This window comes from Geobacillus sp. PK12 (assembly GCF_004123125.1).
Taxonomy (GTDB): domain Bacteria; phylum Bacillota; class Bacilli; order Bacillales; family Anoxybacillaceae; genus Geobacillus; species Geobacillus zalihae.
The window spans coordinates 133,799-148,020 of the sequence record NZ_SDKL01000013.1 but is presented as its reverse complement, the minus strand read 5'-3'; the positions used below and the strand labels follow the sequence as shown (position 1 = coordinate 148,020).

The 14,222-nt window shown below is 53.4% G+C and carries 18 protein-coding genes; 3 read left to right on the top strand and 15 right to left on the bottom strand.

The genetic code is table 11. From position 1 onward, the window contains the following. Positions 1–7: 7 nt before the first annotated feature. The 10 genes from spoIIIAF to ETR37_RS06855 form a co-directional block, all read right to left on the bottom strand. Positions 8–619 (bottom strand): stage III sporulation protein AF, encoded by a 612-nt coding sequence (spoIIIAF, locus tag ETR37_RS06900; RefSeq protein ID WP_015375379.1) that lies wholly within the window; start codon positions 617–619, stop codon positions 8–10. A 10-nt stretch (positions 620–629) separates the two neighbouring features. Further along, positions 630–1,793, bottom strand: a complete 1,164-nt coding sequence (gene spoIIIAE, locus ETR37_RS06895; protein ID WP_011231886.1) for a stage III sporulation protein AE — start codon at positions 1,791–1,793, stop codon at positions 630–632. 13 nt (positions 1,794–1,806) lie between these two features. Further along, positions 1,807–2,193 carry a stage III sporulation protein AD gene (gene spoIIIAD, locus ETR37_RS06890; RefSeq protein ID WP_011231887.1) on the bottom strand — a complete coding sequence of 129 codons (387 nt, stop codon included), beginning with the start codon at positions 2,191–2,193 and terminating at the stop codon, positions 1,807–1,809. 21 nt (positions 2,194–2,214) lie between these two features. Beyond that, entirely contained in the window at positions 2,215–2,421 is a 207-nt protein-coding gene (spoIIIAC, locus tag ETR37_RS06885; RefSeq protein WP_011231888.1) for a stage III sporulation protein AC, read from the bottom strand. A gap of 15 nt (positions 2,422–2,436) precedes the next feature. Then, positions 2,437–2,949 carry a stage III sporulation protein SpoIIIAB gene (gene spoIIIAB, locus ETR37_RS06880; protein WP_011231889.1) on the bottom strand — a complete coding sequence of 171 codons (513 nt, stop codon included), beginning with the start codon at positions 2,947–2,949 and terminating at the stop codon, positions 2,437–2,439. Beyond that, positions 2,946–3,866 carry a stage III sporulation protein AA gene (spoIIIAA, locus tag ETR37_RS06875; protein ID WP_011231890.1) on the bottom strand — a complete coding sequence of 307 codons (921 nt, stop codon included), beginning with the start codon at positions 3,864–3,866 and terminating at the stop codon, positions 2,946–2,948. Before spoIIIAA ends, spoIIIAB begins: the two co-directional genes overlap by 4 nt. 61 nt (positions 3,867–3,927) lie before the next feature. Beyond that, entirely contained in the window at positions 3,928–4,209 is a 282-nt protein-coding gene (locus tag ETR37_RS06870) for a YqhV family protein (RefSeq protein WP_011231891.1), read from the bottom strand. 176 nt (positions 4,210–4,385) lie between these two features. Further along, positions 4,386–4,943: an elongation factor P gene (gene efp, locus ETR37_RS06865; RefSeq protein WP_011231892.1), complete on the bottom strand. Its 558-nt coding sequence runs from the start codon at positions 4,941–4,943 to the stop codon at positions 4,386–4,388. A gap of 27 nt (positions 4,944–4,970) precedes the next feature. Further along, positions 4,971–6,032 carry a M24 family metallopeptidase gene (locus tag ETR37_RS06860; protein ID WP_031206532.1) on the bottom strand — a complete coding sequence of 354 codons (1,062 nt, stop codon included), beginning with the start codon at positions 6,030–6,032 and terminating at the stop codon, positions 4,971–4,973. 260 nt (positions 6,033–6,292) lie between these two features. Beyond that, entirely contained in the window at positions 6,293–6,823 is a 531-nt protein-coding gene (locus ETR37_RS06855) for a YqhR family membrane protein (protein ID WP_129447062.1), read from the bottom strand. A gap of 186 nt (positions 6,824–7,009) precedes the next feature. Here ETR37_RS06855 and ETR37_RS06850 point away from each other — a divergent pair, with 186 nt between their 5' ends. Together ETR37_RS06850 and ETR37_RS06845 are read left to right on the top strand one after the other, a co-directional pair. Then, on the top strand, positions 7,010–7,945 hold the full coding sequence (locus tag ETR37_RS06850; RefSeq protein WP_015375383.1) for a DUF1385 domain-containing protein: 936 nt from the start codon (positions 7,010–7,012) through the stop codon (positions 7,943–7,945). A 22-nt stretch (positions 7,946–7,967) separates the two neighbouring features. Next, the gene (locus ETR37_RS06845) at positions 7,968–8,324 is read left to right on the top strand and encodes an SA1362 family protein (protein ID WP_013144760.1); all 357 of its coding nucleotides are present in this window, start codon (positions 7,968–7,970) and stop codon (positions 8,322–8,324) included. A gap of 78 nt (positions 8,325–8,402) precedes the next feature. Here the strand turns inward: ETR37_RS06845 and ETR37_RS06840 are convergent, their stop codons facing one another. From ETR37_RS06840 to ETR37_RS06825, 4 genes are all read right to left on the bottom strand, one after another. After that, on the bottom strand, positions 8,403–9,284 hold the full coding sequence (locus ETR37_RS06840) for a patatin-like phospholipase family protein (RefSeq protein ID WP_015375384.1): 882 nt from the start codon (positions 9,282–9,284) through the stop codon (positions 8,403–8,405). Positions 9,285–9,371: 87 nt separating this feature from the next. Further along, positions 9,372–9,797 carry a transcriptional regulator MntR gene (mntR, locus tag ETR37_RS06835; protein WP_011231898.1) on the bottom strand — a complete coding sequence of 142 codons (426 nt, stop codon included), beginning with the start codon at positions 9,795–9,797 and terminating at the stop codon, positions 9,372–9,374. 168 nt (positions 9,798–9,965) lie between these two features. Continuing rightward, positions 9,966–10,991, bottom strand: coding sequence for a spore photoproduct lyase (splB, locus tag ETR37_RS06830; RefSeq protein ID WP_015375385.1), 1,026 nt, complete (start codon positions 10,989–10,991; stop codon positions 9,966–9,968). A gap of 105 nt (positions 10,992–11,096) precedes the next feature. Further along, entirely contained in the window at positions 11,097–12,131 is a 1,035-nt protein-coding gene (locus ETR37_RS06825; RefSeq protein WP_033013471.1) for a DUF2332 domain-containing protein, read from the bottom strand. A gap of 214 nt (positions 12,132–12,345) precedes the next feature. Between ETR37_RS06825 and ETR37_RS06820 the strand changes: the two genes are divergently transcribed. Continuing rightward, positions 12,346–12,765, top strand: a complete 420-nt coding sequence (locus ETR37_RS06820; protein ID WP_020756522.1) for a hypothetical protein — start codon at positions 12,346–12,348, stop codon at positions 12,763–12,765. Between the two features lie 39 nt (positions 12,766–12,804). On the opposite strand, the gene ETR37_RS06815 is transcribed toward ETR37_RS06820, so the two are convergent. Then, positions 12,805–14,217 (bottom strand): glycoside hydrolase family 18 protein, encoded by a 1,413-nt coding sequence (locus ETR37_RS06815; RefSeq protein ID WP_015375388.1) that lies wholly within the window; start codon positions 14,215–14,217, stop codon positions 12,805–12,807. Positions 14,218–14,222 lie beyond the last annotated feature (5 nt).

Here is a 14,222-nt window from a genome sequence, read left to right as displayed (position 1 = left end):
CCCCCCTCTATTCCCTCCCCCTAAATTGCACGTCAATTTTATCTTCATCGATTTCCCATCGGCCGGCGAGAAAAGCGCGCACCTCCTCTGCCAGCGAAGCATCGCCCTCCGGCAAAGCCGGCGGCTTCGTCGTATCGATGACAACCGGTTCCACCGAACCGGCTGACTTCTGTTTCGAAAGGACGACCTCAATCGTCTTGATGTCATCCGGCATGCGCCAGTCGTCGCCTGGCTTGGCGTAAACGTTGACATCCGCTTTCAGCCCATACTTTTCCATCAACTCCTCATTGACATCGTTTTCGAGCTGGACAGCCATTTGTTTTAAAATATATGCGCGTTGCGAGGCTTGTATTTCTTTTTTCTGCTGTTCGATTTGATTTTTTATTGCCTCCTCCCCCGCACGGCCGTTGGAAAAATGGACGAGCGCCGACGCGATGAGCTGCTCGGGATCAACGGAAGCGAGCCTGAGTACCGGAGCGAGCATCACGAGAACGAGCATAAGCCCGACAGCCATTTTCACGTATTTTTGCATCGTCCCCGACGGCAGCAAAAAATCGATGATGATAGCAAACAACAAAAACAAAATGATGTTTGTCACCCACTCAATGACTAGCTGCATAGCGCTCCCCCTAGCGGACCATCATCGTAATGTTCCCGGCCATCACCATGACGGTGAGGCTTAAGAAAAACATGAGCGACACAATGAGCAGCGCCGCCAGCACGTAAGCGATGCTTTTGCCGATGATGTTGAGGCAGGACAATACCGGTCCGCCGCCAAGCGGCTGCAGAAGAGCAGCCGATAGTTTGTAGACGATGACGATGGCGAAAATTTTCACCGCTGGAAAGATGGCGATCATGAGCAAAATCGCCGCCCCGACCAACCCGACCGTATTTTTCAACAGCATGGAAGCGGCGACGACCGTATCGGCGGCATCGGTGAACAGCTTGCCGACGACCGGGATGAAATTGCCGGTGACAAATTTCGCCGCCCGGAGCGCCACGCCGTCAGCCACGGCCGCTGTCGCTCCTCGCACGGACATGACGCCAAGGAACACGGTCAAAATGAGGCCGAGCAAACCGAGGGAGGCTTTGTTGAGCAAATCGGCGAGCTGAGTCGCCTTGTAACGGTCGCTGAGCGTGCTGACGACAGAAAGCAGCGCAGCCAAAAGCAAAAGCGGCAAGGTGACGTATTCAACGACCGTGCCGGTGGTGTTCATCACAAACAAAATGATCGGGTGGAAAAACGCCGCCGACGCGACCCCGCCGGAAGTGGCGAGCAGGGCGAGCAGCAGCGGAACGAGGGCGATGATGAAATGGCTCATCGTCCGCACCGCCTCAAGCGCATAATCCGCCGCGAGGCGAAAGCTGTTTAAGGCGATCAACAAGAGCACCATATAGACGACCGCCTGGGCGATTTTGCTTACTTCCTGCTGAGCGAACGCATTTTGCAGCGATTGCAGCACCGTGCTGAAGACAGCAAGCAAAATGAGCGTGCCGAGCAGTTTGCCGTTCACCTGCAGTTCATAAAACAAATAGCGGGCGAGCGCCTTCAGCCATTCGGCCGGCGACCATTGCTTGTCGCCGCTTAAAAAATCGGTGAGCGGCCCTTTCTCGCTTTCCGGCAAAAACCCTCCATACTCGCTGACGATCGTTTCCCAATAGCGGCGGATATCGCTCACATCGAGCTGAGCGAGCTGCTCGCTGACCGACGGTCCATCGCTTGCGGCTTGTACGACCAACGGACAAAAAAAGAGAGAAAGCAGCCCGACAATAAGGAACGCTGTTCGCTTCAATCCGTTCCCCCCTTTAGCGCGCCGACGGGATGAGGCCGATGACCGCTTCAATGATCGCCGTCAAAATCGGGACCGCCAGCGCCAAAATGATGATTTTTCCGCCGAGCTCAATTTTGGCGGCGATCGCCCCTTGGCCGGCGTCTTTGGAAATTTGGGCAGCGAACTCGGCAATGTAGGCAATGCCGATGATTTTCAGCATCGTCTCTAAATACACCATCTGAATATGGGCGCCTTCGGCCATTTTTCGCAACATCGCCAAAATGCTGCTGATTTGATCGACCAACAACAGAAAAATGGTGCAGCCGACAAACACGGTCAACAAAAAGGCGAGATTCGACTTTTGCTCTTGCAGCAACACGACCAAAAACGTCGCGATCAACCCGAGGCCGACGATTTGCAAAATGTCAATGGCCGATCCCTCCTACCCGCGGAACAAAAAGACATCCTTGATTTTTTGGAACAAATCGCTGACGATGGAAGCGACCATAAACAAAATATAAATAAAGCCGAGCAGCGTCACCCATTGGGCGTATTCTTTCCTCCCCATCTGATCGAGCACCGTATGCAAAAACGCGATGACGATGCCGACGCCGGCGATTTTCAAAATGAGATCGACATCGATGCCCATGATTCTGCCTCCTGTCTACATGAGTAAAATGACGAGCAGCAGGCCGGCCAACACGCCTAAACTTTTCGCCATCTTGGCGTAGCGCGCCTGGTTGTCTAGCGCTTCCGCTTCCTCCCGCTCAAGATGGGCGAGCGCCAGCGCGATTTGCCTTTGCTGGGTGAGCCGGTCGTATTGGCCAAGCGTGGCGCCAAATTGTTTCATCACTTCAAATTCTCCTTGCTTTAGAGCGGTTTTTCCCCATACGGCTCGCAAGCTTTTTTCCCATGCCTCGGCGGCGCTCGTTTCTTCTGTGCATAACGCGGCGGCAAACCGCTCGAACAATTCGGACAACGGGGCGGCCGTTTGCCGGGCGAGATGCATAGCGGCGTCGGCAAGCGGCGTATGGCCATACATCACTTCCGCCTCAAGCGCCCTCAGCGCCGCTTTCAGCTGGCGGAGCTGGCGCGGCCGCTCGTGCAACACGCGGGCGGCGGCAAACCCAAGCCATGTTGAGGCGGCGAGAATCAACAGAGCGCCAAACCATTTCATCGATGGACCACCGCCCTTTCATACAGCACCGTTCCGCCAGCGTCGAGAATGCGTCGGATTGAGCCGGGATGGGGAATGTTCGTCAGCTCAATAAACCGTTCAAACACCTTTTGTTCCATCACCGGTCCGAGCGTCGGACGCTGCCAGACGTCTTGGATGTTGCGGCCGTGCACAGTCGTCCATACAGAGACGCCAGCATTGGCCGCTTCAAGCACTGCCTCGCTGTCCTCCTCGCGCCCGATTTCGTCGACAATCATGACATCAGGGCTCATCGAGCGGATCATCATCATCATCCCTTCCGCTTTCGGGCAGGCGTCCAACACGTCAAGGCGCGGGCCGAACGAAAACTGAGGAATCCCTTTCACACAGCCAGCGATTTCCGATCGTTCGTCAACGATCGCCACCTTTTGCGCCGGAATGCGCCTCGTCCCGCTGCTAATCAAGCGCGCCGCATCGCGCAGGAGCGTCGTTTTTCCCGTCTGCGGCGAGCCGATGATCATCGTATGACGCCAGCGGCCGTCGTACACATACGGAATCAGCGGCTCGGCGATGCCGATCTGTTCCTTGGCGATGCGAATGTTAAACGAGGAAACATCGCGGATCGCTTTCACCTTGCCCCCTTCAGTAATGACTTTGCCGGCCAGCCCAACGCGATGCCCCCCCTCAATCGTCATAAATCCGCGCTTCAGCTCTTCTTCGACGGCATAGATCGAATAATGACTCAATTTGTTGAGCAAATGCACGCCGTCTTCTTTCGTCACTTCATACGGCAGCAATCGGGCCGTTCCGTCGACGATCACCTCAAGCGGCCGGGAGACGCGGATGCGGATTTCTTCAATTCCGCGGCGGCATGAAGGAAGATGGTGCTGCAACGCGGCGGCGACCGTTTTCGGCAAAATTCCCCACACCGCTTCCATGGCCCTCCCCCTTTTCTTGTGGACTAGTTCATATGTATGGGCGGAATGCGCCGTTTATGCCTTACTTGTAAATTGCGAACAAAATGAGCGCGATCCCGAGCGCCACAAGCCCAAGCCGTGAAAACGAGAGCTCGTCCGCAAGCGAAAGCAGTCCAATCGCCATGGTCACCATCATGACGGTTGGACCGACGACAGCAAGCGCGGCATTAACGGCAAGCGCTTTTTTCACGTCATTGAACACAAGCATCAACAGCGCCGCGCTCAGTTCAATGAACGCGGACACCATCCGCATGCCAGCCATGGCCATAACGGACGGGTCGATTGATCGCAGCCAATGTTTCATGTTCCCCTCCTGTTTTGCCAAATGGGATCGATTAGTACAAACGTATGCGAAAACAAGCCGTTTCAGAAGAAGTTTTTACTGAGGAAAACGATGGGGGAGAGCAAAACGTCGCCCATTTTGCGCATAAAAAACACCGCCCCGGAAGGTGTCCGAGACGGTGCCTGTCGGGCTTGCGCTTACGCCCGCGAAACGTACGTGCCGTCGGCCGTATTAATGATGAGCGTGTCGCCTTCGTTGACGAAAAACGGCACTTGAACGACAAGGCCGGTTTCGAGCTTCGCCGGCTTCGAACCGCCAGAAGCGGTGTCACCTTTAATGCCCGGCTCTGTTTCGACGACTTTCAGCTCGACGGTGTTCGGCAACTCGACGCCGATCGTTTCGCCTTGGTACATCATAATAAATACTTCCATATTCTCTTTCAAGAACTTCAATTCATGCTCGATTTGTTTCGCCGGCAGCTCGATTTGTTCGTACGTTTCCATATCCATAAAAACGTGTTGGTCGCCGTTGGCGTACAAATATTGCATTTTGCGTGTGTCGATTTGCGCCCGGTTCACTTTTTCGCCGGCGCGGAACGTCCGCTCCTGAATGGCGCCGGTGCGCAAATTGCGCAGCTTCGAACGGACGAACGCCGCCCCCTTGCCCGGCTTGACGTGCTGGAATTCAAGGACGCGCCAAATCTCGCCGTCCACCTCAATCGTAAGTCCTGTGCGAAAATCGTTGACTGAAATCATTAGCCGAAATCCTCCTCACGCAATCCATTATAAAATGATCAGTTCTTTTGGCGAATGGGTGAGCGCTTCGTTCCCGTCAGCAGTGATGACCGTATCGTCCTCGATGCGCACCCCGCCAAGCCCCGGGATGTAAATGCCCGGCTCGACGGTGACAACCATGCCTGGCTCAAGCACGACATCCGAACGGAACGAAAGCGTCGGCCCTTCGTGAATTTCCAATCCAATCCCATGGCCGGTCGAATGGCCGAAATAGTCGCCATACCCTTTTTCGCGGATGTAATCGCGCGTGAGCGCATCAGCCTCTTTGCCGGTCATGCCTGCCCTGAGCCCGTTCATGCCGCGTTGCTGCGCTTCAAGAACGATGTCATAGATCGTCCGCAGCTCCACGCTAATGTCGCCGACGGCGACCGTTCTCGTAATGTCGGAACAATACCCTTTATAGTAAGCCCCGAAATCAAGCGTGACGAGCTCGCCGCGCTCGATCGTTTTCTCTGACGCCACCCCGTGCGGCAGCGCCGAACGGTAGCCGGAGGCAACGATCGTATCAAAGGAGGACGAAGACGCCCCTTGTTTGCGCATAAAAAATTCCAGCTCATTCGCCACTTCGATTTCTTTAACGCCTGGACGGATGAACGACAAAATGTGCGAAAACGCCGCATCGGCGATTTCTGCTGCTTCCTTTAATATCTTAATCTCTGCCTCTGACTTAATCAAGCGCAATTTTTCTACGAGCCAAGACGTTGGCACGAGTTCAGCGCGGATGGCTTCTTCATACGACTTGTATGCGGCATAGGTGACATGTTCTTGCTCAAAGCCAAGCCTCTTGATGCCAAGCCGCTTCACCTGATTGGCAATTTCTTCGATGATCGGCCCGCTGTGCTGGACGACTTCAAACCCTTGGGCTTGCCTCGATGCTTGTTCGACGTAGCGGAAGTCCGTAACCAACACCGCCCCTTGACGGCTGACAAGTACAGCGCCGGCCGTGCCAGTAAACCCGGTCAAATAGCGGCGGTTGTAGCCGTTTGTTACTAACAGCCCGTCGATATGCTGCTCGTCAAGAAGCTCCCGAAGCTTTTCCAGCTTTTCCATGTTTCCGTCTCCTCTTCCCTTAGAGTGTGCTCGTCTCCTTGGCTGCCTGCGTCGAGAGCGGAGAAAATCTTCGCGGTCAGGATGACGCGAAAAACCTCGTAGGCGCGCCAGTTTCACGAGCGCCCGCAGCAGCCATGGACTGATGCTGAAACATGCAAAACCTTCTTTATTTTACCATAAAGATGGTCGTTTCCGCTAGACGTCCGCGCGGCGCTTGATGCAGCACTTACTTCAGCGGATGAGAGCGAAAAGAAGCTTCGTCAGTTTCCTTCATTTGCCGCCTCTTTTCCGACATTTAACGCCGTTCGATTCATTTCTTGCGTTTCAAAAGAAATCGAATACCCGACAAATACGCCATATAAAATGTATAAGCAAAGCGTCGTAATAATCGTATTCGTTTCTAAATCTGCAACTGGTTGGACGTTTGGAAACAGTGGATTAAACAAATAAAAGACCATCATCCAAAGCACCACGCCATATACCATTCCCGCCCACATACCGGCGATCTTGCGCAGGAACGCGTAGTACAAAAGCGCCGCCGCAATGGAAATGATGCCGATCAGCACGATGGCCGCATAATTGCCGGCTTTCCCATATTTCCAGTCCCCGGCCACCCACGGGATGAGAATCATATTCGGACTGATTTCACTGAAATGGAAAAAATAAGCCAAATAGCCGATCAAACTCCAAAACACCCCGCCGACAAACCCGATGATGATCGTTTTTTGTATGAGCGTCATCGGCCGCTCCGTCTCCTCCTGCTCAAGCTTCCCTTTTTGTTCCGCCATCATCGTACACCTCCTTGTCTGTTAGTATGACCGACAGCCGACCATCCCATGAATCAAACGAAAAAATGACCGCCCTTGTGTAAATCATGGATTTTTTGGAAATCATAATCGTAGCATCAACCTAGAGGTTTCCGGATATTTCTTGTAGAATAAAATAATAAACATAAAAAATAGGTTGGTGTTGGCCTGATGAAATCATCAATGGAGAAACCGTTATACGGCGGCCAAGCGGTCGTTGAAGGGGTGATGTTTGCTGGCAAGACGCACTCCGTCACCGCTATTCGCCGCCATGACGGGACGATTGACTATTTTACGCTGCCTCGCCGCAGCCATCCGACGCTGGCTGCCCTGAAAAAAATCCCGTTTGTCCGCGGCATTGTCGCCATTATTGAGGCGAGCGCAAACGGGGCCAAGCATTTGCAGTTTGCCAGCGAACAATATGAGGCGTCCTCGGACGAAAAACAGGCCGCCGAAGAAAGCCGCTCCAAATTCGGGCTGATTCTCGGCGCCGCCGTCATCGGCGTGCTATCGTTTTTATTCGCCAAAACCATTTTTACGCTCGTTCCGGCGCTCGCCGCCGACGCCTTTAAACCGCTCGTACCGGGGAAAATGGGGCAAATTTTGCTTGAAGGAGCCTTTAAGCTTGCTCTTTTGCTCGGCTACATTTACTTTATTTCATTGACGCCGCTTGTTAGGCGCGTGTTCCAATACCACGGGGCGGAACATAAAGTCATCAACGCCTTTGAAGCGGGGTGGCCGCTCACTGTTGAGCACGTCCAGCGCGCCTCGCGCCTTCACTACCGATGCGGCAGCAGCTTCATTTTATTTACGGTCATGATCAGCTTATTCCTTTATTTGTTCGTGCCGACGGATCCGCTTTGGCTGCGAATCGCAAACAGGCTCGCTTTAATTCCTGTCGTGCTTGGCGTTTCGTTTGAAGTCTTGCAGTTTACAAATAAATTGAGAGATATTCCGCTGCTTCGCTGGCTTGGTTATCCCGGGCTATGGCTGCAGCGGTTGACGACAAAAGAACCGGACGATGACCAAGTGGAAGTGGCCATCGCCTCGTTTCAGCGGCTTCTCGATTTGGAAGCGGAAGCCGAAAGGAAACAAGCGGTGCAGTAATCGATCAAAGGGGGTGGACTCATTGCGGCGCCGGGCCATTCATCCGCTTGTCGGGCTTATGATTTTGCTTGGAACGCTTGGCATTGTCTATACCCTTTTTGCCCATCCGACGGTGCTGTTCCGCCAGCTGTTGTTTGTTGCGCTGTTTTTGGCCGCCATTTATCTCTTCTACCGGTTCGTATACCAACGCCGCACCGATAAAGATCGGTTATCGTATTTAAAGGCGGTGCGGCAGTCGAAAAAGCTCCATCCCCGCTCCGGGCGCAAACAAGCAAAGCCGGCGAAACTGAAGCGGCCGCTGAAAAAACGGACGGCCATTCCGCACTTGACCGTGATCGAGGGCAAAAAAGGCAAAAAAAAGAATCGAGCTTCGTTTTAGCTTGATTCTTTTTTGTTTGCCTCTGCCGTTCAGCTGAAAAATCGGCGGCAGAGGTGTGACCTATTGTCGCTTTCCCGTCTAGTACGCCCATTGGCGCAAAAACTGCCGCGTCCGCTCGCGTCCGTAATCGATCAGGCGCCGGCGCGCTTCCAGTTCGATGGAAAATTCCGTAGAAATAACGTTGTCCACCGGCAAAAAGACGATGTTTTTTTCATGGCGACGCGAAATGTAGCGCGCATCATGCGCCTCTCTCATGGCCGCAAACAGCGCCTCATACAAATCGAGCGCATTGGTGATCGTTCGTTTCGGCCGCTCCCCTGGTTTTGGGCTCAGCTGAACGCCCAGCACCGGCCGTTTTTTCTTCTTTTCTTCATCGAACAAAAACAGCGGAAAGTTGCTGAGCACCCCCCCGTCGACAATGAAAGCCACACCGTTTCGCCCGCGAAGGCGGACCGGCTCAAAGAAATAAGGAATGCTGATGCTCATCCGCACTGCCTTGGCGATGGAAAACGACCCAGGGTCAATGCCGTATATGGCTAAATCGTCCGGCAGCACGACGATGCGCCCGTTCGTCACATCGGAAGCGACGATATACAAACTGCCGGCCGGCACATCTTGAAACGTCCGCACGCCGCGGGCGGCGAGCGCCGCCTCGAGCCACCGCTCAAACGCCTTTCCTTGATACAGCCCAAGATGCCAATACAAGCGCACCCATTTCCAAAGCGAAAACGGAATCCATAGCGGCCGTTCATCCAAAAACTGCTCCAACTCCAACTCCTCAAGCAGTCGGGCGATGTCGCGGGCGCTGTAGCCTGCCGATAGCAACGCCGAAAGCAACGCTCCCGCACTCGTGCCGGCAAGCCGCTTCCAGCGCAGACCTTTTTCCTCAATCGCTTCATACGCTCCAAGCAACGCAAACCCTTTCACCCCGCCGCCGGAAAAGACAAGATCAATGTCCACCGCCGCCTCCCCCTTTTTGCCGTTTATACATATGTAAGAAAAAAGGAGGGCATTTAGTACGGCAAACAAAAAAGAGCAAGCATCGGCTTACTCTCCTTGTTCATTGCGCTTTTGGACATCGCGCAGCGCTTCAAGGCGGCGTTCGTCCTCTTGAAAATACTGCACCAAATCGCCGATCCGGTCGATGGCGTTCCAGCTCAAATGGTGTTCAATCCCTTCCACGTCGCGGTAAATGTTTTCTTCGCTGACACCGATCAAACGGAGAAACTGCTCAAGCAGCTCATGGCGGTAGACGAGCCGCTGGCCGATTTTTCTTCCTTTTGGCGTCAAGACGAGTCCGCGGTATTTCTCATACACTAAATACTCATCTTTATCGAGCTTTTGCACCATTTTCGTCACCGAGGAGGGATGGACGGACAACGCTTCAGCGATGTCAGAGACGCGGGCATAGCCCTTTTCTTCAATCAAAATGTAAATTTGCTCAATATAATCTTCCATGCTTGGTGTCGGCAACGTTTGTCCCCTCCCATTACATTTGTCTGCCGCAGACAAGTGCAGCGGCCGTCAGCATCTCTCATGAACATTGCCGCTTTGCCCGCTTCGGCTAGACGCTGCCGGGCCAGTCGGCCGCCCAGGCAAACAAAAAATAGCAATCAATCCCATTATACCATGAAGGGAACATTACGTAAAATACTGCACTTGGGCCGATGGAAAAAAGCGAGCAATATACGAGCGCATGGTTTCCTCCAGCTCCCGCGCTTCCTCGTCACGGTACACATATTTGCCGATGCCGTACCGCCCCCACTTATACTTGCGCTTCGATTCGTCCAAATCGAGCTTGGTTTTCGGGTAACGCTGCTCGATGACCCGCTTGGCCGGCTTGGTAAACCGATGCTGGATGAGCTCAAACGTCAAATCAGATAAGTCCACCCCTTCCAATTGCCGGGCGAGCTCCTGAAACAATTCAAAATACCCTTGTTCCCAGCCGTCATGCCGGTAAATCGGCGCGACGACAAAGCCGAGCTTATAGCCGGCACCGGCCACTTTGCGCGCTGTTTGAAGCCGCGCGTCAAAGGAGGACGTTCCCGGCTCGAAATGGTTGATCACATAGCGGGAGTTGACGCTGAAGCGAAACCGCGTTTTGCCGTTATGCTTGGCATCAAGCAAATGGTCGACATGCTCATACTTCGTCACAAATCGGAGCCGCCCGTAGTCGGTCGCGCCAATAAACTCAATCGCTTTTTTCAGCGAATGGGTCAAATGATCGATCCCGACAATGTCGGACGTGCATGCCGCCTCGAAGCGAGTAATCTCGGGTGCGCGCTCGTCAATATACGTTTGCGCTTGAGCGAAAATGTCGTCCAAGTTGACATACACGCGGATATATGGCTTGCTTCCTAATGTCGTTTGCAAATAGCAATAATGGCAATGGCCCATACATCCGGTTGCCAACGGAATGGCGTATTCGGCTGACGGCTTCGATGAATCAAATTTCAGCGTCCGCCGCACGCCAACAACGAGCGTCGATTTCGCATTTCGATACCGGGCTAGCTCCGTCTCTCCCGGAATGCCGCGCACTTGGTTGTGCGATGTCGTCTCGCGAATCTCGATTCCCATTTGTGTAAATTTCTCGTACAATTCCTTTCCGAGCGGGTACGACAACGCCTCCGGTTCGAAATACACAAGTTTTGGCACAAACGGTTTCATCGTTTTCCCCCATTTCGTCCATCTTTACAGTTTAGTATGGACGAGAACGGGGGAGTCGTTATCTTACTTTATTTGGAATTCTTTTTTCGTTTCCTTGTCGCCTCCTCATCCACATCCATCCGCCTCCCAACGAAACCAGCGGGCATGGCCGTCGGTTTCGGCAACGATTTGCCGGCATTCTCGGCCATTGATCATGCGATCCAGATGCAGTTTCGGATCCCACATATTGTTATACACATGGAACAAATCCCGTTGGCGGCCGATTTCACGAAGCTGCTCAAGCAATCCACGCTTTGCCTCATCTGACATTTGGTTCGCGACATGCGTGTGGAAGATGCAAACAACGGTATCGGACGGAACTTGTGCAACAAGATCAGAGAGAAGTTCAACCCCGTCTCCCTCGATCAGACGAATCGGCGTTTGTTCCAGACATCGGGCTGCCTTTTCAAACAATTGGCGCCGGTCTTTATGTTCGGGCCAAATGAGCGCCTTCATCCATCGTCGATCATCCTCTTTTTTCAAGTCAATCACATGCAAATCGATACCGATCCGTTCAGCGACCGGCGGGCTTTCCGGCAACAATAATGGCCGTTGGTCGCCACGAATGTTTGATGCAATAAGGACATCAGAATCCAGATTTCCGTACGGACGCCCCCAGCCATAATCGTACCGGTACTGATCCCAAGCCAATTGCAGACCGGCGCTTGTGCCAATTTCAATGAGTGACAAAGGCTTTTTCACTTGTTCATAAATGCAACAAAACACGGGGTATAAATATGCACAACGCCGGACTTCATTGGTTTGCACGAGCCGGTGAACCAAAATGTTCTTTATATCCTCCCAGTAACGAAGACAAAAATCGCGAAAATAAGGAAAAGCAGCTTCCGGTGCCCGCGGCTCCTTAACAATACTTCCGTAAAATTCGCGCAACCCATGTTCATACCCTTTTAGCAACAAATCATGCACCGCTCCGAACAACAAGTTGGGAATCGGTTGACCGCTGCGGGCATGCGAAGCAAGATAGAGAAGCTTCTCATCTCTGGCAATATGGAGAGAAAGCTGTTCATACAACGGGCTAGAACCACGGCATTCATGAACAGCAAAACGTCGAAACCGTTCAGCGACCCATGTGAAATTCAACTTGATCATCTCCCTTATTCTTCGACTTTTCACAACATTCTTCGCTCTCTTCATGCCATTGAATTCCATCAACTAGAAACTCGATCCTTTCGCTTACTATATTCGTTCCAACATACAGATTGCCCTGCAAAACATTCGCACACCTTTGCGATTTGCCATGACAGCTCATGAACGCAATGATACAATAAAACTAAACTGAAAGGAGGGATGCAGAATGTCTCACGAGCTTGTCGAATTGCTTCGCTCGGTGCTGAAAGAGGAGTTGCAGCCGATTCATGAACGCCTCGACCGCCTAGAAGCCGGACAGCAACGCCTCGAAGAACGACAACAACGCCTCGAAGAACGACAACAACGCCTCGAAGAACGACAACAGCGCCTCGAAGAACAGCAACAACGCCTCGAAGAACAGCAACAACGCCTCGAGGAAAAGTTGGACCATTTCATTATCGAGACGCGCAGCCATTTCAAAAAAATCGAGGACGAGCTGGCCGACCATCGGCGCATGTTCGAGATATTGTCACATGATTGGCGCAACGCGAACATTGCGATTGAATATTTAAACCATAAGATCGGCCAGCACGATCTGGAAATTTATCAGCTAAAAAAGCGGCTCGAACTCCAAGAAACAAAGTAAAAGCGCATGCCCGATGACCGGCGCATACGCTCGAACCGCTTATCCCCGCTTGCGAATGCGGAAATTGTCTTCTAACAGCACCCAGTTTTCCGGATACGGATACCCGAGCACCCAGTAGCTGATTCCGCGCAATCCGTATTCTTTCACCAATTCAAATTTCGCCAACGCGCTGCGGGCGTCTTCAAACCATACTTCGTGCTGGCGGCCTTGCTCGTCCGTGTACCGGTAAAACGGCGAGGCGGCCGCCGCATCGTATTGGATGGACGCCCCGTAGCGAATGGCGCGCTCTAGCGCCTCTTTCGGACTGAACGTTTCCGCCTCTTGCCCTTGCACGTGCGGCAGCACCCAGTCGCGGGCATAAATTTGAAACCCCATCATGATTTTGCTACGCGGAATGGCGGTCACCGCATAATCGAGCACGCGCCGAATTTGATTCACCGGCGAAATGGCTTGCGGCGGCCCAAATCGGTAGCCCCACTCATAGGTCATAAGGACAACAAAATCAGCGATGCGTCCGTGGGCTGGGTAGTCGTGCGCTTCGTACAGCAGCCCTTTTTGTTCAGCGCTTATTTTGGGCGCCAGCGACGTCGATAAAACATACCCTTCGGCGTGAAGCCGGTTGGCCGCCCGCTGCAAAAACTCGTTATACCGCTTGCGGTCGGACGGATAGACATTTTCAAAATCGACATTCAACGCGCGGTACCCTTTTGCTCGCATCACTTGAATGACGTTGTCAAGCAATCGCGTTTGCAGCGCAACGTCGGCCAGAATCGTCTGCGCCAGCCTCGAGCCCGGGTCTTGGTACGTAAAGTTCGTGATCGTCATCATCGGCACGACACGGGCGGCATAAGCCGCCTGAATGAATGCTGTATCATTGATCGGATTGAGCCCGCCATCGGCGCGGATCGTGTAGGCGAATGGCGCGGCATAGGTCAAATGGCGGCCGACTTCGCGCACTTGCTCCGCTCCTTTCTCCCCTTGGTCCACCGTAAATGCGTTCACCTCGATGAGCGGCTTCGCCGGCGGGATGATGAGCCGCTGTCCGGGGACGATCCGGTTCGGATCGGTAATATCGTTTACTTCGATCAGCTGCTGAACCGTCACTCCGTAGAACGAAGCGATTTGCGCCAGCGTCTCCCCGCTTCGCACCGTATGGATGCGCGCTGGGATGAACAACGTTGTCCCTGGATAAAGGAGCGACGGATTCGTGATCCGGTTCGCCTGTATAATCGCTTCGACCGCCACTCCATACTGGCGCGCAATTTGCCATAACGTTTCCCCTGTGCGGACCGTATGGTAACGATATGGAACCGGGATGACGAGCGCTTGGCCAACGGCTAGCCGGTTCGGGTCGCTCAGTTCATTGGCGGCGACAATCCGCTCGAGTGGAACGCCGTAACGCTGAGCCAACTGCCAAAGCGTCTCCCCGCGCTTTACGACATGAACAATCATGACGC